Annotated in this window: 15 protein-coding genes; 8 read left to right on the forward strand and 7 right to left on the reverse strand. The window is 74.5% G+C overall.

Going from position 1 to position 16,951, the window contains the following annotated elements; translation table 11 throughout:
• Positions 1-131: 131 nt before the first annotated feature.
• On the forward strand, positions 132-1,571 hold the full coding sequence (locus ABZ806_RS39200; protein ID WP_500223576.1) for a hypothetical protein: 1,440 nt from the start codon (positions 132-134) through the stop codon (positions 1,569-1,571).
• On the opposite strand, the gene ABZ806_RS39205 is transcribed toward ABZ806_RS39200, so the two are convergent.
• Entirely contained in the window at positions 1,564-2,436 is an 873-nt protein-coding gene (locus tag ABZ806_RS39205) for an IPT/TIG domain-containing protein (protein WP_500223578.1), read from the reverse strand. The two genes, ABZ806_RS39200 and ABZ806_RS39205, sit on opposite strands and share 8 nt — an antisense overlap.
• A gap of 175 nt (positions 2,437-2,611) precedes the next feature.
• Here ABZ806_RS39205 and ABZ806_RS39210 point away from each other — a divergent pair, with 175 nt between their 5' ends.
• The 3 genes from ABZ806_RS39210 to ABZ806_RS39220 all read left to right on the forward strand — a co-directional run bounded on the left by ABZ806_RS39210 (position 2,612) and on the right by ABZ806_RS39220 (position 5,752).
• Positions 2,612-4,300: an ExeM/NucH family extracellular endonuclease gene (locus tag ABZ806_RS39210; protein WP_500223579.1), complete on the forward strand. Its 1,689-nt coding sequence runs from the start codon at positions 2,612-2,614 to the stop codon at positions 4,298-4,300.
• A 104-nt stretch (positions 4,301-4,404) separates the two neighbouring features.
• A complete protein-coding gene (locus ABZ806_RS39215; protein ID WP_500223581.1) occupies positions 4,405-4,698 on the forward strand; it encodes a hypothetical protein in 294 nt (97 codons plus the stop codon).
• Positions 4,699-4,756: 58 nt separating this feature from the next.
• Positions 4,757-5,752 (forward strand): LLM class flavin-dependent oxidoreductase, encoded by a 996-nt coding sequence (locus tag ABZ806_RS39220; RefSeq protein WP_500223582.1) that lies wholly within the window; start codon positions 4,757-4,759, stop codon positions 5,750-5,752.
• 6 nt (positions 5,753-5,758) lie between these two features.
• On the opposite strand, the gene gabT is transcribed toward ABZ806_RS39220, so the two are convergent.
• A complete protein-coding gene (gene gabT / locus ABZ806_RS39225; protein ID WP_500223583.1) occupies positions 5,759-7,120 on the reverse strand; it encodes a 4-aminobutyrate--2-oxoglutarate transaminase in 1,362 nt (453 codons plus the stop codon).
• Positions 7,121-7,232: 112 nt separating this feature from the next.
• Here gabT and ABZ806_RS39230 point away from each other — a divergent pair, with 112 nt between their 5' ends.
• Together ABZ806_RS39230 and ABZ806_RS39235 are read left to right on the forward strand one after the other, a co-directional pair.
• Entirely contained in the window at positions 7,233-8,672 is a 1,440-nt protein-coding gene (locus tag ABZ806_RS39230; protein ID WP_500223584.1) for a PucR family transcriptional regulator ligand-binding domain-containing protein, read from the forward strand.
• A 4-nt stretch (positions 8,673-8,676) separates the two neighbouring features.
• Positions 8,677-10,104, forward strand: a complete 1,428-nt coding sequence (locus ABZ806_RS39235; RefSeq protein WP_500223586.1) for an aldehyde dehydrogenase family protein — start codon at positions 8,677-8,679, stop codon at positions 10,102-10,104.
• Here ABZ806_RS39235 and ABZ806_RS39240 read toward each other — a convergent pair.
• The 3 genes from ABZ806_RS39240 to ABZ806_RS39250 all read right to left on the reverse strand — a co-directional run bounded on the left by ABZ806_RS39240 (position 10,101) and on the right by ABZ806_RS39250 (position 12,751).
• The gene (locus ABZ806_RS39240) at positions 10,101-11,150 is read right to left on the reverse strand and encodes an alpha/beta hydrolase (protein WP_500223587.1); all 1,050 of its coding nucleotides are present in this window, start codon (positions 11,148-11,150) and stop codon (positions 10,101-10,103) included. The genes ABZ806_RS39235 and ABZ806_RS39240 overlap by 4 nt on opposite strands.
• A gap of 76 nt (positions 11,151-11,226) precedes the next feature.
• Positions 11,227-11,844, reverse strand: a complete 618-nt coding sequence (locus ABZ806_RS39245) for a hypothetical protein (protein WP_500223589.1) — start codon at positions 11,842-11,844, stop codon at positions 11,227-11,229.
• 106 nt (positions 11,845-11,950) lie between these two features.
• Positions 11,951-12,751, reverse strand: a complete 801-nt coding sequence (locus tag ABZ806_RS39250) for an SAM-dependent methyltransferase (protein WP_500223591.1) — start codon at positions 12,749-12,751, stop codon at positions 11,951-11,953.
• Between the two features lie 260 nt (positions 12,752-13,011).
• Between ABZ806_RS39250 and ABZ806_RS39255 the strand changes: the two genes are divergently transcribed.
• Positions 13,012-13,281 (forward strand): hypothetical protein, encoded by a 270-nt coding sequence (locus ABZ806_RS39255; RefSeq protein ID WP_500223592.1) that lies wholly within the window; start codon positions 13,012-13,014, stop codon positions 13,279-13,281.
• On the opposite strand, the gene ABZ806_RS39260 is transcribed toward ABZ806_RS39255, so the two are convergent.
• Entirely contained in the window at positions 13,278-13,895 is a 618-nt protein-coding gene (locus tag ABZ806_RS39260) for a class I SAM-dependent methyltransferase (protein ID WP_500223593.1), read from the reverse strand. The two genes, ABZ806_RS39255 and ABZ806_RS39260, sit on opposite strands and share 4 nt — an antisense overlap.
• A complete protein-coding gene (locus ABZ806_RS39265) occupies positions 13,892-15,373 on the reverse strand; it encodes a carboxyl transferase domain-containing protein (protein ID WP_500223594.1) in 1,482 nt (493 codons plus the stop codon). The genes ABZ806_RS39260 and ABZ806_RS39265 overlap by 4 nt, the downstream gene beginning before the upstream one ends.
• 111 nt (positions 15,374-15,484) lie before the next feature.
• Here ABZ806_RS39265 and ABZ806_RS39270 point away from each other — a divergent pair, with 111 nt between their 5' ends.
• Complete coding sequence (locus ABZ806_RS39270) at positions 15,485-16,912, forward strand: amidase (protein WP_500223595.1); 1,428 nt, start codon at positions 15,485-15,487, stop codon at positions 16,910-16,912.
• Positions 16,913-16,951 lie beyond the last annotated feature (39 nt).

Genomic DNA, 16,951 nt, shown 5'->3' on the forward strand with positions numbered 1-16,951 from the left:
TGATGTGCGCCTCACGTGCCTCCGCCGCTCTGTTGCGGACGACACGGTACGGCGGGCGCGGGAGAGTTAGCATCGACCCACCACCAGTGACCGTGCCTTGTCGACCCCCGGGGGCGCTTATGCAGGATCAGTTGGCAGCAGCCGCCCACCCGGCCGAACCAGCTGATCTCTTCGTCCAGCTCTACGACGCGATGCCCGACGACGTCTTCCAGGGCTGGACGGCCACCCGGTGGTACGAGGACGAGCTGGTGCGGCGGCGCGCGAACGAGATCGGCGAGATCGTCCTGGACCGGGGCGTCCTCGACCCGGCCGTCACCGAGGAGATGATCGCCGAGTACGGCGACCGCGGCCGGTTCATGGTCCTGCTCGGGCTCGACATCGCGCTCGCGCACGCCAGCCCTTATGCGCCCTACCACGGCGCGCCGGCGCTGGCCGGAGTGCTCGTCACCTACCTGACCGAGGGCAGGCTCAACGGGCCGGGCACGACCGGCGCGCTGCTGCCCCGCTGCGCGTTCCCCGGCCGGCCGCGCGGGCTGCGGTCCAAGGCCGAGTTCTTCGGCGTGCACCGCGTCCCGCCGGAGGCGTGGGACATGATCGACCACGCGGTCCTGCCCACCGTCCAGGACCCGCACTTCAGCCGGGACGAGCCGGTCGCCGTCGGCTGCGCGCCGATGCTGGAGACCTACGACGACGTCGAGATCGAGTTCGCCGAGCGGGACGGCGCGGCCGTCTACCGGCTCCGCCCGATGGACTCCTCCGGGCTGCGCAGCCGGATCAAGGCGATCCTGCGGACGCTGGACGAGTCCGGCGCGCAGCTCGCCGTGATGCCCGAGGCGTCGCTGTCGGACGCGCTGCTGGAGCACTGGAAGGAGGTCGCGTTCGACACGGCCGGGCGCGACCGGACCCGCCGGCCGCTGCGCTTCCTCCTGCTCGGCAGCGGCCCGCTCGGCGGCGGGGACCCGCCGCCGAACCGCGCCGTCCTGCTCGACCGCTGGACGGGGCGGGAACTGCTCGTCCAGGACAAGCTGTCCGGCTTCACGCTGGACGCCGCGCAGATGCGGCTGTGGCGGCTGCCCGACGCGCCGGACACCGGCACCGCCGCCGAGCACATCCGCCCCGGCCGCAGGATCAGCGTGCTGGACTCCTCGCTGGGCCGCCTCGCCGTGCTGATCTGCGAGGACCTCGGCCGCTCGATCCGCTGGGACCGGGAGCTGCTGGCGTGCGGGGTGTCGCACCTGCTCGTCCCGATCTTCTCCAAGCCGATCCTGGAGCACCGCTGGGAGGAGCAGGGCGCCGAGGCGCGGGTCACCGAGCTCGGCGCCTGGGTGACGGTCTCCAACAGCCTCGCGGTGGGCGCCGCCATCCCCGACGGCGAGCTGCCGGGCCCCCGGCACACGTGCCTGGTCGCGGGCCCGCGCAGCCTGCACCGCACCGCCTACGCCACCGAGCTGCAGTTCGGCGCCGCGCGGACGGGCGCGGAACTGGGCCGGCTGCCGACGTCGGAGCTGCCGCGGGTGCTGCCCGGCGCCGCCTACGACGCCTGGCACGACCACTGGCGCGACGCTAAGTAGGCGGCTCGACGACGAACGCCTCCGCGCTCGCCGCCGCGCCGGCCGGGGTGCGCACGATGGGCGACGCCGAGGTGGCCCCCTCCGGGACGACCGCCCGGACGAGCGTGTCGGTCACGTCCGCGGCCGGCGACCGCGCCGTGCCGAACAGCACGACCGTCGCGGACGCCAGGCCGGTCCCCGTGATGGTGACCCGCGTTCCGGGCGGGCCGCTGACCGGCTCGATCCCGGTCACCTGCGGCGTCAGGACGTGGTCGCGGCCCTGCGGCGCGGGCGCGAGCAGCGTCGCGAAGACGCTGTGGAACTTCTCCGCGGTCTCGCGGGAGAACTGGCCGACGAGCGCGGCGATGGCCGTGATCCCGTACGGGTTGATGTCGGCCGCCCCGCCCGACGGGGAGGTCAGGCCGCCGCGCACCACCAGGTAGACGATGAGGCCGAACAGCGCGCCGACGAACGGGAGCAGCAGGTACATCGCCAGCCAGCTCCGGCGCAGCGCCCGGTTGCCGATGTACCAGTAGAACGACCGCAGGACGTGCGCGATGCCGCCGAGGGCCCCGCCTGCCATCACGATGATGAACAGGCTCGTCTCCCGCGACAGCGTCGGCGACCAGCCCGGGAAGTGGGCGGTCCTCGTGCCCGGCGTGATCTCGGTGCGCCCGTCCGGGCCGATCCGGGGGCCCTCCGGCCACGCCTGGACGAGCACGACCACGAGCACCGCCGTGGCGATCAGCAGGACGACGAACACGGCGACGATGTCGCGGGTGCGGGCGTACTTCCCGCCGGGCGACTCCGACGGGACGGGCGGGACGGGCGACTCGGAGCGGACGGGCGGGACCGGCGGCTCGGAGCGGGCGGGCGGGACGGTCACGGCCCTCCTCGGGGGTTGCGGTACGCGCCTCCAGCCGGTAATCCAACCGGGCCCGCGCACCGTTTCGCAAAGGCCGGGTCGAGTCCCGCCCAAGATTGCGACATTCCGTTGCAAATTGGTGGAGTCTTCATTAACGGTTCGCCGACCCGCCGACGCGCCGCCCTACTCTCCCGCCATGCGCCGAACAGCAGCAGCACTCGCGACCGTCCTGGCCGCCGGCCTCGCCGCCGGCGTGTCGGCGGCCGCCGCGGCGGAGCCGCCCACCTGCGGCACCCCCGCCGACCACCAGATCGCCGACGTGCAGGGCAGCGGGGACGCCGGCCCGCTCGCCGGGCGGACCGTCCGGGTCGAGGGCGTCGTCACCGCGGACTTCCAGCGGTCCGACCAGCTCAAGGGCTTCTTCGTCCAGGACCCGACGCCCGACCGGGACCCGCGCACGTCCGACGGGCTCTTCGTCTACTCCACCGCGGAGGTCGCGGTCGGCGACCGGGTCCTCGTCACCGGCAAGGCCGTCGAGTACAACGGGCTCACCGAACTGTCGCCCGTCTCCGCCGTCGACGTGTGCGGCACGGGACGGGTCGCCCCGGCCCGGGTCCGGCTGCCGCTGCGCGGCGGCGCGACCCTGGAGCGGTACGAGGGCATGCTGCTGCGGTTCGGCCAGCGGCTCACCGCCACCGAGGTCTACCAGCTCGGACGGTACGGCGAGGTCACCGTCTCCGCGGGCGGCCGGCTCTTCCAGCCGACCGACGGCCACGGTGCGACGCAGGCCGCGAACGACGCCCGCAAGCTGCTCATCGACGACGGGTCGAACGTCCAGAACCCGGACACGATCCCCTACACCGACCCGCGCGTGCTGCGGATCGGCGACTCGGCGCAGGGGCTCACCGGCGTCCTCCACTACGGGTTCGGCGAATACCGGCTCGAACCGACCCGGACGGCGCACTTCGCCAACACCAACCCGGCGCGGAAGAAGCCCCGGCACGTCGGCGGCGACGTCCGCGTGGCGAGCTTCAACACCCTCAACTGGTTCACGACGCTGAACAGGCGCGGCGCCGACACGGCGGCGGAGCAGGAGCGGCAGCTCGCCAAGCTGACCGCCGCGCTGCGGGGCCTGGACGCCGACGTCGTCGGGCTCATGGAGGTCGAGAACAACGGCGACACCGCCGTCAAGGCCATCGTCGACCGGCTGAACGAGGAGGCCGGCGCCGGGACGTACGCGTGGGTGCGGCACCCGTACCCGGGGACGGACGAGATCCACGTCGCCCTCATCTACAAGCCGGCGAAGGTCGCCCCGGCCGGCGCGGCGCGCTCGTCGCGGGACGCGGTCTTCGACCGGCCGCCGCTGGTGCAGACGTTCCGGCCCGCGTCCGGCGGGACGGCGTTCACGATGATCGTGAACCACTTCAAGTCGAAGGGCTGCGGCGACGCCACCGGCCCGGACCAGGACCAGGGCGACGGGCAGGGCTGCTACAACGCCCGCCGCGTCGCGCAGGCCGAGGCGATCAGGGCGATCGCGGACGGCGTGCCGAACCCGCTCGTCGTCGGCGACCTCAACGCCTACACCGCCGAGGACCCGGTGCGGGTGCTCACCGGCGCCGGGCTCGTCTCGCAGACGCAGCGGTTCGTCCGTCCCGCCGACCGGTACAGCTACGTGTTCGACGGGCAGTCGGGCGAGCTGGACCACGCGCTGGCGGGCAAGGGCCTGTCGCGGCGCGTGACGGGCGCGACGATCTGGCACATCAACAGCGACGAGCCGGTGTTCCTCGACTACAACACCGAGTTCAACCCGCCGGAGTTCTACCGGCCGGACGCGTTCCGCTCGTCCGACCACGACCCTGTCCTGCTCGGGCTGAACCTGCGTTGACGCCCGTTGGGCCGGCCGTCCGAGAAAGGGGCGGCCGGCCCCTCGCGCGGGGCGATCACGACGCGTATGATCCGGGTCACATTTCTAGTGATCGGTGCGCTGAGATGACCGAAACCGCCCCTGCCGCCGCCTCCGCCCCCTCACTCGCCTTCGGTATCGGCCCGGACGGGACCTACACCCGGTTCGGGCAGGCCGCGGCCTTCGTCCTCGGCCTCCTCACGACCATCGCGTTCCTGCCGCTGACCGTGGTCGCCGCGCTCCTCTACACCCGCGCCGAGACCCGCTTCGCCGAGGACCCCGCGCGGGCGCGCACGCTCGTGAACTGCTCCTGGCTCTGCGTCACGGTCCCGGTCGCGATCGCCCTCGCCGGCGCCGCCGCCGTCATGCTGACGAGGTAGCCGGGAACTGACGAGGTAGCCGGGAAGAGGACCGCCGCCCGGCGGGTTGGCACAGGGTATGAGCGTGCGCTTCTCCGTCCTCGACCTCGCCCCCGTCGTCAGCGGCTCGACGTCCGGCCAGGCACTGCGGAACACCCTGGACCTGGCCCGGCACACCGAGCGGCTCGGCTACCACCGGTACTGGCTCGCCGAGCACCACGCGATGCCCGGCATCGCCAGCTCGGCGACGGCCGTGCTGATCGGGCAGGTCGCGGCGGCCACGTCCCGGATGCGGGTCGGGTCCGGCGGGGTCATGCTGCCGAACCACGCGCCGATGGTCGTCGCCGAGCAGTTCGGGACGCTGGAGGCGCTGTACCCGGGGCGCATCGACCTCGGCCTCGGCCGCGCGCCCGGCACCGACCAGGCCACGGCGCTCGCGCTGCGCCGCTCCCCCGAGGCCCTCTCGGTGGACGACTTCCCCGAGCAGGTCATCGAGCTGCGCGACTACTTCGGCGCCGACAGCAAGGTGACGCCCGCCGCCGGGAACGAGCCGCCGATCTGGCTGCTCGGCTCCAGCGGCTACAGCGCCCGCCTCGCCGGGCTCCTCGGGATGCCGTTCGCCTTCGCGCACCACTTCAGCGCCGAGAACACCGTCCCGGCGCTGACGCTGTACCGCGACTCGTTCCGCCCCGGCGCGCTCAGCGAGCCGTACTCGATGATCGGCGTGTCGGTCACGGCCGCCGACACCGACGAGCGGGCGCGCGAACTCGCGGCGCCGCAGGCGCTGTCGTTCCTGAAGCTGCGGCAGGGCCGGCCGGGGCCGCTGCCGACGCCGGCGGAGACCGTGGCCCACCCGTACACGCCGCTGGAGCGGCAGATGATCGACGCGCGGCTCGCCGACCAGGTGATGGGCTCGCCGGCGACGGTCCGCAAGCAGCTGGACGCCCTGATCGAGCGGGCCGGCGTGGACGAGGTCATGGTGGTGACCCAGGTGTTCGACCACGCCGACCGGCTGCGCTCCTACGACATCCTCGCCGGCCTCTACGAGGACGGTTTCGCGCCCGGCACCGGCTGAGCCCGGTCAGGCGTCGAACGCCTCCGCCAGGATGTCGAGGCCCTCGTTCAGCAGGTCCTCGGAGATGACGAGCGGCGGCAGGAAGCGCAGCACGTTCCCGTAGGTCCCGGTCGTCAGGACGAGCAGGCCGCGCTCGTGGCAGCGCTTGGCGACCCGCGCGGTCAGCTCGGGGTCGGGCTCCTTCGAGCCCTCCCGCACCAGCTCGATCGCGATCATCGCGCCGCGGCCGCGGACGTCCCCGATTGCGGGGTGCCGCCCGGCGAGGTCGTGCAGCCGGGGCAGCATGATCTCGCCGATCCGGCGGGCGCGCTCGGTGAGCTTGCCGTCCTCGATCTCCTCCAGGACGGCGAGCGCCGCCTCGCAGGCGAGCGGGTTGCCGCCGTAGGTGCCGCCGAGCCCGCCGCCGTGGACCTTGTCCATGAGGTCGGCGCGGCCGGTGACGGCGGCGAGCGGCAGCCCGCCGGCGATGCCCTTCGCCGTCGCGACGAGGTCGGGGACGATGCCCTCGTGCTCGCAGGCGAACATGTCGCCGGTCCGCGCGAAGCCGGTCTGCACCTCGTCGGCGATGAACAGGATGCCGTTCGCGCGGGCGAACTCCGCGAGCGCGGGCAGGAACCCGGGCGCGGGCTCGATGAACCCGCCCTCGCCCTGGATCGGCTCGATCAGCAGCGCCGCGACGTTCGTCGCACCGATCTGCTTGCTGATCTTGTCGATGGCCTCGGCCGCCGCCTCGGGCCCGCAGTCGTCCGGGCCGGTCGGCCAGCGGTACGGGTACGCCAGCGGCATCCGGTACACCTCGGGCGCGAACGGGCCGAACCCCTGCTTGTACGGCATGTTCTTCGCGGTCAGCGTCATCGTCAGCAGCGTCCGGCCGTGGTAGCCGTGCTCGAACACCACGAGCGCGTCCCGGCCGGTCGCGTAGCGGGCGACCTTGACGGCGTTCTCCACGGCCTCCGCACCGCTGTTCACCAGGAACGACCGCTTCTCGTGGTCGCCCGGCGTGATCCGGTTGAGGTTCTCGCACACCGCGACGTACGACTCGTACGGCGCGACCATGAAGCAGGTGTGGGTGAACCGGTCGGCCTGCGCCTTCACGCGCGCGGCGACCCGCGGGTTCGCGTTGCCGACGCTCGTCACCGCGATGCCGGAGCCGAAGTCGATCAGCGAGTTGCCGTCGGCGTCGACGAGCACGCCGCCGTCGGCGTCCGTCACGTACACGGGCAGGACGCTGCCGACGCCGGGCGGCACGGCCGCGACCCGCCGTTCCTGCAGCGCCCGGGAGCGCGGTCCGGGGATCTCGGTCACGACGCGGCGTTCCTGCGGCAGACGGCCGCCGCTTGCCCCAAGGGCAGAGTCCTGGCTGGTCATGGCCCGAACATAAGCCGGGGTCCGCCTACGATGAACCGTACGGGACGGCGAAATCCGTCCAGCGAGGTAGACACTTTGCACAGGGATGGAGATGCCGCCCACTCTGGCCTCCGTGGCCGCCCTCCGCCAGCTCGGCCTGCGGTCCCGCACCGGCCCGCTGCCGGACGCGCTCGTCGTGTGGGTCGCGGTCAGCGAGCTGGAGGACCCGACCCCGTTCCTGGAGGGCGGCGAACTCGTCCTCACCACCGGCATGCGGCTGACCTCCGCGAACGCCGCCGACTACGTGTCGCGGCTCGTCGGGCGCGGCGTCGCCGGGCTCGGCTTCGCGGTCGGAGTGATCCACGAGACCGTCCCGCCGGAGCTGCTGGCGGCGGCGCGCGACCAGGGGCTCGTGCTGCTGGAGGTGCCGCGCCCGACCCCGTTCATCGCGATCGGCAAGGCGGTGTCGCGGATGCTCGCCGCCGAATGGTACGAGGACGTCACCCGCGCCTACCGGGCCCAGCGGGAGCTGACCCGCGCCGCGCTCACCGGCCCCGGCGCCCTGGTGACCCGGCTGGCGCGGCTGCTCGGCGGCTGGGCGCTGCTGCTGGACGCGTCCGGGGCCGTCCGGCACGCCGAGCCCGCGGGCGCCCGCGGCCGCGCCGGCGCGCTGGCGCCCGAGCTGGCCCGGCTGCGCCGCCGCCCCGCCGCGAGCGCCTCGCTGGCCGTCCCGGACGACCACATCGCGGTGCAGCGGATCGGGCTCGGCGGGCGTCCGCGCGGCTTCCTCGCGGTCGGGACGGGCGCGCCGCTCCCGCACGCCGCGCACACGATCGTCGGCGCGGCCGTCGCGCTGCTGACGCTCCAGTCGGAGACGCCGCGCGCGGGCCGCGAGCTGCGGGCCTCGCTCGCCGCGCTGCTGCTCGGCCGCCCGGACGAGGGGCCGTCGGTGCCGCGCGGGCCCGTCCGCGTGCTGGCCTGCGCGGGCGGCACCGCCGTGCTGGACGCGCTGGAGTCCGATCCGGCCGGGGCGCGCTGCCCGGCGCTGCCGCTGGACGGGCACGTCGCCGTGATCGTCCCCGACGAGCTGACCGGCACCGTCGTGCCGCTGCTGACCGGCCCGGTCGGGGTCAGCGCCGCCGCCTCCGCCGGCGACCTCGCGGCGGCGCTGCGGCAGGCGGAGGAGGCCCTGGCCGCGGCCGCGCAGACACGGCAGGACGTGCTCCACTACACCGACCTTCCCGGCCAGGGCGTCCTCGGCCTGCTGGAACCCGGCCTCGCGCATGCCTTCGCCGACACGCTTCTCGCACCGCTCCGCGAGGAGGACCTGGTCGAGACCGTCCGGGCCTATGTCGCGGCCAACGGGCAGGGGGAGGCGGCGGCGCGGGCGCTGGGCGTCCACCGGCACACCCTCCGCGCGCGGATGCGGAAGGCGGCCGAACTCCTCGGCCGCGACCCGGACGACCCGGCCGTCCGCGCCGAACTGTGGATCGCACTCGCCGTCACGTCCAGTCGGGGCGGTCAGATTGGCCACCGTGGAGACTCGAAATCGGGTCCGCCGCGACTAGCGTGAAGGCATGAACGCGACCCCATTCTGGCTGGCCGGCCGGCCCGAGACCGGTGACGGCGAGCTGACCGTGACGCACCCCTACGACGGCCGTGTGGTCGGGACGGTGTCCGTCCCGACGCCCGCGCAGGTGGAGGAGGCCGTCGCCGCGGCCGACGCCGTCCGCCGGGAGGCCGCCGCGCTGCCGCTGCACGCGCGGGCCGAGGCGCTCGCGCACGTGTCCGCGCGGATCGCCGAGCGGGCCGAGGAGATCGCCCGGCTGATCACCGCGGAGAACGGCAAGCCGCTGCTGTGGGCGCGCGGCGAGGTGACCCGCGCGGTCTCCACGTTCCGGTTCGCCGCCGAGGAGGCCCGCCGCTTCAGCGCGACCACGCAGCGGCTCGACACCGACCCGGCCGCCGAGGGCCGGATGGCCTACATCACCCGCGTGCCGAAGGGCCCGGTGCTCGGCATCTCGCCGTTCAACTTCCCGCTGAACCTCGCCGCGCACAAGATCGCGCCGGCGATCGCGGCGGGCACCCCGATCGTCCTCAAGCCCGCGCCCGCCACGCCGCTGTCGGCGCTGCTGCTCGGCGAGCTGCTGGCCGAGACCGACCTGCCCGCCGGGATGTTCTCGATCCTGCCAGTGCCCAACGACCGCGCGTCCGCCCTGGTGGACGACCCGCGGCTGCCGATCGTGTCGTTCACCGGCTCGGTCCCGGTCGGCTGGGCGATCAACGACCGGGCGCCGCGCAAGCACGTCACGCTCGAACTCGGCGGGAACGGCGCGGCCGTCGTGCTGCCGGACGCCGACCTCGACTGGGCCGCGGGGCGCATCGGACTGTTCGCCAACTACCAGGCCGGGCAGAGCTGCATCGCCGTCCAGCGCGTCTACGTCGACCGCTCGGTCTACGACGCGTTCGTGCCGAAGCTCGTCGACACCGTCGCGTCCCTCGTGACCGGCGACCCGTGGGACGACAAGACGCAGGTCGGCCCGCTCGTCAGCGAGGAGGCCGCCGAGCGCGTCGAAGCCTGGGTGGACGAGGCCGTCGCGGCGGGCGCGAAGGTCCTCACCGGCGGCACCCGCGAGGGCGCGGCCTACGCGCCGACCGTCCTCGCCGACGTCCCCGCCGACGCCAAGGTGTCCCGCGAGGAGGTCTTCGGGCCGGTCATGTTCGTCCAGCCCGTGGACGGCGTCGACGCGGCGTTCGACCTGGTCAACGACTCCAAGTTCGGCCTCCAGGCGGGCGTGTTCACGCGCAGCCTCGACATCGCGTTCCGCGCGCACCGCGAGCTCGACGTCGGCGGCGTCGTGATCGGCGACGTCCCGTCCTACCGCGCCGACCAGATGCCCTACGGCGGCGTGAAGGACTCGGGCGTCGGCCGGGAGGGCCTCCAGTCGGCGATGGCCGACTACACCGAGGAGAAGGTCATGATCCTCACCGGCCTGCCGCTCTAGCCGTCGCCGCGCGGCCCTGCGTACAGCCCGGTGCGCAGGGCCCCGGCGGCCTCCGACAGCGCCTCCCGGAACCGGCCGCCGAGCGACCACATGTTCGCGAACCCGTGGACGAGGTCCTCCTGCCGCCGCACCGCGACCGGCACCCCGGCCTTCCCCAGCCGCTTCGCGAACTCCTCGCCCTCGTCCCGCAGCGGGTCGAACCCGGCCGTGGCGAGATAGGTCGGGGGGAATCCGGTGAGATCGTCGGCCAGCATCGGCGACGCCTTCACCTCGGCGCGCCGCTCCTCGGGACAGTAGTGGTCGCCGAACCAGTCCATGTCGGCGTCGGTGAGGTAGAACCCCTCCGCGAACAGCTCCCGCGACCGCCGCCGCCCGGACAGGTCGGTCGCCGGGTAGAACAGCAGCGCGAAGTCGGGCCGGCGCTCGGCGAGCACCCCGACGACCGCCGCGAGGTTGCCGCCCGCGCTGTCGCCGCCGACCGCGATGGCCGTCGGGTCGGCGCCGAGGTCCGCGGCGTGCGCGACCGCGTACGCGTAGGCCGCGAGCGCGTCGTCCGGCGCCGCCGGGTACGGGTGCTCCGGCGCGAGCCGGTACTCCACCGACAGGACCCGCACCTCGGCGTGCACCGCCAGGTACCGGCAGACCGTGTCGTGGGTGTCGATGTCGCCGATGACCCAGCCGCCGCCGTGGTAGAAGACGAGCAGCGGCGACCCCTCGGGGAGCCCCTTCGGCGTGTAGAGCCGCGCCGGCACCCCGCCCGCGTCGACGCTCCGCGCCGCCACCGGCCGCGCGGGCGCCTTCGGCAGGTACACCGTCGACCTGGCGAGCCCGGCCCGCGCCGCCGCCACGGTGCCGCCGGCGAGCCGCCGCTCGCCCTCCAGCCGCATCATCGTCAGCAGCAGCTGCGCGTCCAGCGCCAGCCGCTGCCCGTCCCGGCGCACCGGCGCCCCGACGACCAGCCGCTTGACGGCGTCCGGCAGCGCGAACACACCGCGCAGCATCCCGCCCGCCACCGAGGGCGGCACCATCTCGACCACCGACGCCATACGCTCCTCCAAGCCCAGGGGTCAGGCCACCGTACCGCTCGGTAACCCCGCCGCCCACCCCCGAGGCGGCATCCGGCTACGTGCGGGCGCGCCGCCGGTAGTACGCGACGGTGACGGCGCCGAGCAGCGGTCCCCAGGCGATCAGCGGCGCGTAGGCGAGGGCGCCGAGCACCCCCTCCCAGCTGTGGAGGTGGATGGGGAAGCCCTCCGGCAGCGGACGGCCCTGGATGGTCTCCTGGAACACCAGGCAGTTCACCACGGACAGCGTCCACATCACGGTCAGGATCGCGGCGCCGATGGACGCGGGGACCACCGCGGCCATGGTCGGCACCCTGCGTCCGCGCAGCACCGGGACCCAGCGGGGGAACACCTCGCCCCACCGCGCGATCAGCCCCACGGCGGTGAAGGCGACCAGTTCGGACACCAGCGACAGCGCCACCACGTAGACCTCCATGGGCACCCAGCCCGGGAGGTCGCCCCTCCCGTCGCCCGGCCCCAGGCCGTCCCCGTCGAGGAGCGGCAGGTGCAGGGCGAACACCGCGATCCGCCAGAGCCCCGCCGGCAGCGCGGTGAGCGGGACGGCGAGCGCGGCGATCCGCGCCCACCGCGGTACTCCGTCGACCGCGCCGTGCGCACTCCGCCATCCGGCCCGTAGCCGCTCCCAGGGAGTCGCGGACATGGTCACGACCGCCATCACGGCCTCCTCTCATGGTGCTCCTCGTCTCAGGCACCACGATCACAGCCGCGACCGGCCGCACCGATCCCCCGCCGGCGCTATCCCGCTCCCCCGCGCGGGTGAATCAGGGCTTGCGGGCGGCGGCGGCGTAGCCGGGGACTTCGGCGGGGGTGTCCCAGGGGGTGTGCTCCGGGCGCCAGCGCGACATGGAGACCACGCCGGGGTCCAGGAGGTCGAGGCCGTCGAAGAAGCGGGTGATGGCGGCGCGGGTGCGCGGCACCATGGGGTTCGCGGACTTCTCGTTCCAGTCCTCCTGGGCTTCGGCCTGGGCGGTCTCGCCCTCGTCGAAGTCCAGGGTGGCGTGCGTGATCACCAGGTGGCTGCCGGACGGGACGGCGTCCAGCAGGGCCGCGAGCAGGCGCCGGGCCTCCTCGTCGTCGTGGACGAAGTGCATGATGCCCAGCAGCATGATCGCGACGGGCCGGTCGAAGTCGAGCGTCGCGGCGGCCTTGGCCAGGATGCCGGCCGGGTCGCGCAGGTCGGCGTGGATGTAGTCGCAGGCGCCCTCGGGGGTGCTGCTGAGCAGCGCGCGGGCGTGGGAGAGCACCAACGGGTCGTTGTCGACGTAGACGATGCGCGCGTCGGGGGCGGCCCGCTGGGCGACCTCGTGGGTGTTGTCCATGGTCGGCAGCCCGGTGCCGATGTCGAGGAACTGCCGGATGCCCACCTCGCCCGCCAGGTGGCGGACGACCCTGCCGAGGAAGGCGCGGTCGGCGAGGGCGATGTCGGTGATCTGCGGGAACATCGCGCGGAACTGCTCGGCCGCCCGCTGGTCGACCTCGTAGTTGTCCTTCCCGCCGAGCAGGTAGTTCCAGACCCGTGCCGAGTGCGGCACCGTCGTATCGATCTGCGGGGCCTCGGCCATCGCGGCGCCTCCCGTTTCGTCGGTTTTCCGCCAACCTAGCGCTCCCGCGCCACCCCATGATCGATTATCCGGCGGCCCTCCCCTTCTGGCCGCACGTGGACGGACGCGGTCGGGCGCGGTCGGGCGCGGTCGGGCGCGGTCGGGCGCGGAGGGGCGTGAGCGCGACCGTGTAAGGGGTTTCCACGATGCGGTGCGTAGTCAGGTTGTGACAAACTGTGGCGTCGGGAGTGAGGCACTTCGAGAACAGGAAAGCGAAGGACATGGGCGACAGGACCGGGGCGGCTGGATCTTCCGGGAATGTCCCGGATGTCGCGAGCGGCGCGGGCGGGCGGCAGTGCCGGGCGCACAAGGCCGTCGTCTGCGCGCTCGCCCTGCTCGCCGCCGCGGCGGGGGGCGCGGTCCTCGCGTCGTTCGTGCCGCGGGGGCACCAGGGCAGGCGGCGCCTCCGGCGGGCGCGGCCCTGGCAGCGGAGGCCGGGCCCCGGCGGCGACGCCCGGCCCCACGTCCGCGACGGCGAGCAGCGCCCCTAGGGCTTGCGGAGCAGCAGGTGACCGGCCGGGGAGTGCTCGTTCTCGTTCGGCCGGCGCATCAGGCGGGCGACCTCGGTCATGCCCGTCCGGCGGGCGATGCCGGCCAGGTACCCGATCGGCCAGCGGTGGGCGCGGACGACCTTGTGGTCGAACGGGTCGGGGACGTCCCCTTCGGTCGACTGGAAGCCGAGCAGCAGGTGTCCGCCGGGGGCCAGGACGCGGTGGAACTCGGCGAACACGTCCGGGAGTTCGGCCGGCTCCAGGTGGATGGTCGAGTACCAGGCGAGGACGCCGGCCAGCGACGCGTCCGGGAAGTCGAGCGCCTTCATGGTGCCCTCGGCGAAGCTCAGGTGCGGGTGGTCCGCGCGTGCCTGGGCGAGCATCCCCGGGGACAGGTCGACGCCCGACACGTCCACGCCGAGGGAGTGCAGGAACTCCGTGACCTGCCCCGGGCCGCAGCCCACGTCGGCGACCGGCCCCCGGTCCCGGACGAGGTCGGCGAACGCGACGATCAGGGAGCGGTCGATGGGCAGGTCGTCGAGGTAGCCGCGGAAGAGGTCGGCGTACAGGGCGGCGACGGCGTCGTAGCCGGCCCGTGTGGCGGGTTCGGTCATGGGGTCCGACGATAACGGGCCTGGCGGGCGGCGGGTCCGGCCGGCGACAGGCCGGACAGCCCGGCCTCGATCGCGGCGGCGGCCCGGCGGCAGAACGCCGCGGGCTCGTCGGCGGCGTCCGGGCGCTCCTCGACCAGGGCGTCCGCGATGCCGCCGCGGAGCAGGTCCGCCGACCGGACGCCCTGCGACGCCGCCATCTCGTCCGCGCGAGACGGGGTCCGGTGGACGATCACCGAGGCGCCCTCCGGCGGGAGCGGGGACAACCACGCGTGCCCGGCCGCCAGCACCCGGTCGGCGGGCAGCAGCGCCAGCGCCGCGCCGCCCGTCCCCTCGCCGAGGAGCAGGCACAGGGTCGGGGCGGGCAGCGTGATCAGGTCGGCCAGGCAGCGGGCGATCTCGCCGGCCAGCCCGCCCTCCTCCGCCTCCGCCGACAACACGGCGCCGGGCGTGTCGACCACGGTGACCAGCGGCAGGCCGAGCTGGGCGGCCAGCCGCATCCCGCGCCGCGCGACGCGCAGCCCGGCCGGGCCGAGCGGATGGCCGGTGCGCTGGCTGCGCCGGTCCTGGCCGACCAGGACGCACGGCGCCGCGCCGAAGCGGGCCAGCGCGAGCACGAGGCCGGGGTCGGCCTCGCCCTGCCCGGTGCCCGAGAGCAGGGTCACGTCGGCGGCGCCGTACCGGAGCAGTTCGCGGACCCCCGGACGGTCGGCGCGGCGGGACCGCTCGATCGACTCCCACGCCGTCCCGTCCGGCGGACGGCCCGTGGGCAGGTCCGCGGGCGCCGACGGCGGCCGTGCGCACAGGACGTCCAGGGCCCGCGACGCCACCTCGGCGAGATCGCCGATGCCGACGACGGCGTCGAGCAGGCCCCTGGCCGCGAGGTTCTCCGCGACCTGCACGCCCGGCGGGAACGGCTCCCCGTAGAGCCCCTCGTACACGCGCGGGCCGAGGAAGCCGATCAGCGCGTCCGGCTCGGCGGCCGTCACATGGCCGAGCGACCCCCACGACGCGAACACCCCGCCGGTCGTCGGATGCCGCAGGTAGACCAGGTACGGCAGCCCGGCGGTGCGGTGCGCGGCGACGGCCGCCGTGATCCGGGCCATCTGGACGAACGCGGCCGTCCCCTCCTGCATGCGCGTGCCGCCCGAGGACGGCGCGGCCAGCAGCGGGAGCCGCTCGGCCGTGGCGCGCTCGACGGCGGCGACGATCCGGTCGGCGGTGGCGAGGCCGATCGAGCCGGCGAGGAAGCGGAACTCCGACACGACGAATGCGACCCGGCGGCCCCGCAGCAGGCCCTCCCCGGTGAGGACGGCCTCGTCGCAGCCGCTGCGCTCCCTCGCCGCCGCCAGATCCCGGGCGTAGGAGGACGCGGGCTCCCCGGCGGGCGGCCGGTCCCAGGACGTCCAGGCTCCTTCTGCCGGGGAGCCTTCGTCCAGCACGCGGGCCAGCAGTTCCCGCGCCCCGACCCGTTCCGCCACGCGGCCCCTTCCCTCGGTCCTCCCAGCATGATGACCTCAAGGAGGGACAACCCGGCACCCGGGGTGGACACTGGAGAACCCGGCGGCAGGTCCGGGAGAAGAGGAGCACACGTGTCCGAGGAGATCTGCTTCGCCTCCGCCCGCGAGCTGGCCCGCCGGATCCGCGCCCGCGACCTGTCGGCGCGCGAGGTCGTGCGGGCGCACCTCGACCAGATCGAGCGGACGAACCCGCAGGTCAACGCCATCGTCACGCTGGTCGCGGAGCGGGCGCTGGAGCAGGCGCGGGACGCCGACGAGCGGCTCGCCGCCGGGGCGCGTCCGGGTCCGCTGCACGGCCTGCCCGTCGCCCACAAGGACACGCACGCCACCGCCGGAGTCCGCACCACGTCCGGGTCGCCGATCTTCGCCGACCACGTCCCGGACCAGGACGAACTGGTCGTCGAGCGGATGCGCGCCGCCGGGGTCGTCACGCTCGGGAAGACGAACGTGCCGGAGTTCGCCGCCGGGTCGCACACCTTCAACCCGGTCTTCGGCCTGACCCGCAACCCCTACGACCTCTCCCGGTCGGCGGGCGGCAGCAGCGGCGGCGCGGCGGCGGCGCTGGCGTGCGGCATGCATCCGCTCGCGGACGGCAGCGACATGGGCGGCTCGCTGCGCAACCCCGCGTCGTTCTGCAACGTCGTCGGGTTCCGCCCGTCGCCGGGGCGGGTGCCGTCGTGGCCGGCGCCGGCGGGCTGGGCGACGATGGGCGTGCAGGGCCCGATGGCCCGCGAGGTCGCGGACGCGGCGCTGCTGCTGTCGGTGCTCGCCGGCCCCGACCCGCGCAGCCCCATCGCGCTCGACACGCCCGGCTCGGCGTTCGCCGGACCGCTCGACCGCGACCTGCGCGGGCTCCGCGTCGCCTGGTCCCCCGACCTCGGCGGGACGGTCCCGGTCGACCCGGCCGTCACCGGCGTCCTCGAACCCGCCGCCAAGGTGTTCGAGGAGCTGGGCTGCACGGTCGAGGAGGCGTGCCCGGACCTCTCCGGCGCCGACGAGGTGTTCCGCACGCTGCGCGCCTGGCACTGGGACATCGCCCTGCGCCCCCTCCTGGACGAGCGCCGCGCCGATTTCAAGACGTCCCTCGCCGACGACATCGACGCCGGACGCACCCTCACCGGCGCCGACCTCGGACGCGCCGAGATCCTGCACACCGCGCTCTTCCACCGCGTCCGGGAGTTCTTCGAGCGCTACGACGCGCTGCTCCTTCCGGTCAGCCAGGTGCCCCCGTTCGACGCCGGCATCGAGTACCCCGAGGAGGTCGCTGGGCGGCCCATGCCCGACTACCTGGAGTGGATGCGCTCGTGCTTCCTGGTCTCGGCGACCGGATGCCCCGCGCTGTCGGTCCCCGCCGGGTTCACCGCGGAGGGCCTGCCGGTCGGACTGCAGATCGTAGGCCCCCACCACGCGGACCTGACCGTCCTGCAGATGGGCCACGCCTACGAGCAGTCGACCCGCCACGCCACCCGCCACCCCCCACTAGCCCTAACCCCCCGTTGATCTGCGGCGTGTTGTTGTTATGAGCGGCTCATAACAACA

The sequence above is a fragment of the Spirillospora sp. NPDC047418 genome (genome assembly GCF_040643275.1).
Taxonomy (GTDB): Bacteria; Actinomycetota; Actinomycetes; order Streptosporangiales; family Streptosporangiaceae; genus Spirillospora.

Bases quoted from the DNA above. Each gene is read 5' to 3' on its own strand.
- ABZ806_RS39210 (WP_500223579.1), top strand. From the start codon at position 2,612: ATGCGCCGAACAGCAGCAGCACTCGCGACCGTCCTGGCCGCCGGCCTC.
- ABZ806_RS39215 (WP_500223581.1), top strand. From the start codon at position 4,405: ATGACCGAAACCGCCCCTGCCGCCGCCTCCGCCCCCTCACTCGCCTTC.
- ABZ806_RS39220 (WP_500223582.1), top strand. From the start codon at position 4,757: ATGAGCGTGCGCTTCTCCGTCCTCGACCTCGCCCCCGTCGTCAGCGGC.
- gabT (WP_500223583.1), bottom strand. From the start codon at position 7,120: ATGACCAGCCAGGACTCTGCCCTTGGGGCAAGCGGCGGCCGTCTGCCG.
- ABZ806_RS39235 (WP_500223586.1), top strand. From the start codon at position 8,677: ATGAACGCGACCCCATTCTGGCTGGCCGGCCGGCCCGAGACCGGTGAC.
- ABZ806_RS39240 (WP_500223587.1), bottom strand. From the start codon at position 11,150: ATGGCGTCGGTGGTCGAGATGGTGCCGCCCTCGGTGGCGGGCGGGATG.
- ABZ806_RS39245 (WP_500223589.1), bottom strand. From the start codon at position 11,844: ATGGCGGTCGTGACCATGTCCGCGACTCCCTGGGAGCGGCTACGGGCC.
- ABZ806_RS39250 (WP_500223591.1), bottom strand. From the start codon at position 12,751: ATGGCCGAGGCCCCGCAGATCGATACGACGGTGCCGCACTCGGCACGG.
- ABZ806_RS39255 (WP_500223592.1), top strand. From the start codon at position 13,012: ATGGGCGACAGGACCGGGGCGGCTGGATCTTCCGGGAATGTCCCGGAT.
- ABZ806_RS39260 (WP_500223593.1), bottom strand. From the start codon at position 13,895: ATGACCGAACCCGCCACACGGGCCGGCTACGACGCCGTCGCCGCCCTG.